Here is a 248-nt window from a genome sequence, read left to right as displayed (position 1 = left end):
CGACGAAACTGATTGGAATAATAATCAGTTGATACCTCAATTTTCAGAGAACGCGCCATTAGCTGAAAAGAAGAATGGCCGTCGTAAAGATATGGCGGGTATTGTAGCTTCTGCTGAGGTTATCGCCAGTACCGCCCCAACTGTGTTGGGTAAGCGTGTAAGAGAGCTAATAGCTTACGCTGAGGAATCTGGTGACCTTGAGGTATTCCAAAGCAAGTTAATTGATATGTTGTCTGAGGGGCCGTCCG

At 46.0% G+C, this 248-nt stretch carries 1 protein-coding gene; it reads left to right on the top strand.

From position 1 onward, the window contains the following. Positions 1 to 248, top strand: a 248-nt coding sequence (locus Q4528_RS15200; RefSeq protein WP_303522533.1) for a hypothetical protein, incomplete at both ends; no start/stop codon positions are given.

It is taken from the genome of Staphylococcus pasteuri (assembly GCF_030547725.1).
In the GTDB taxonomy this organism is placed as follows: Bacteria; Bacillota; Bacilli; order Staphylococcales; family Staphylococcaceae; genus Staphylococcus; species Staphylococcus pasteuri.
This window is presented reverse-complemented; position numbering and strand designations above follow the sequence as displayed.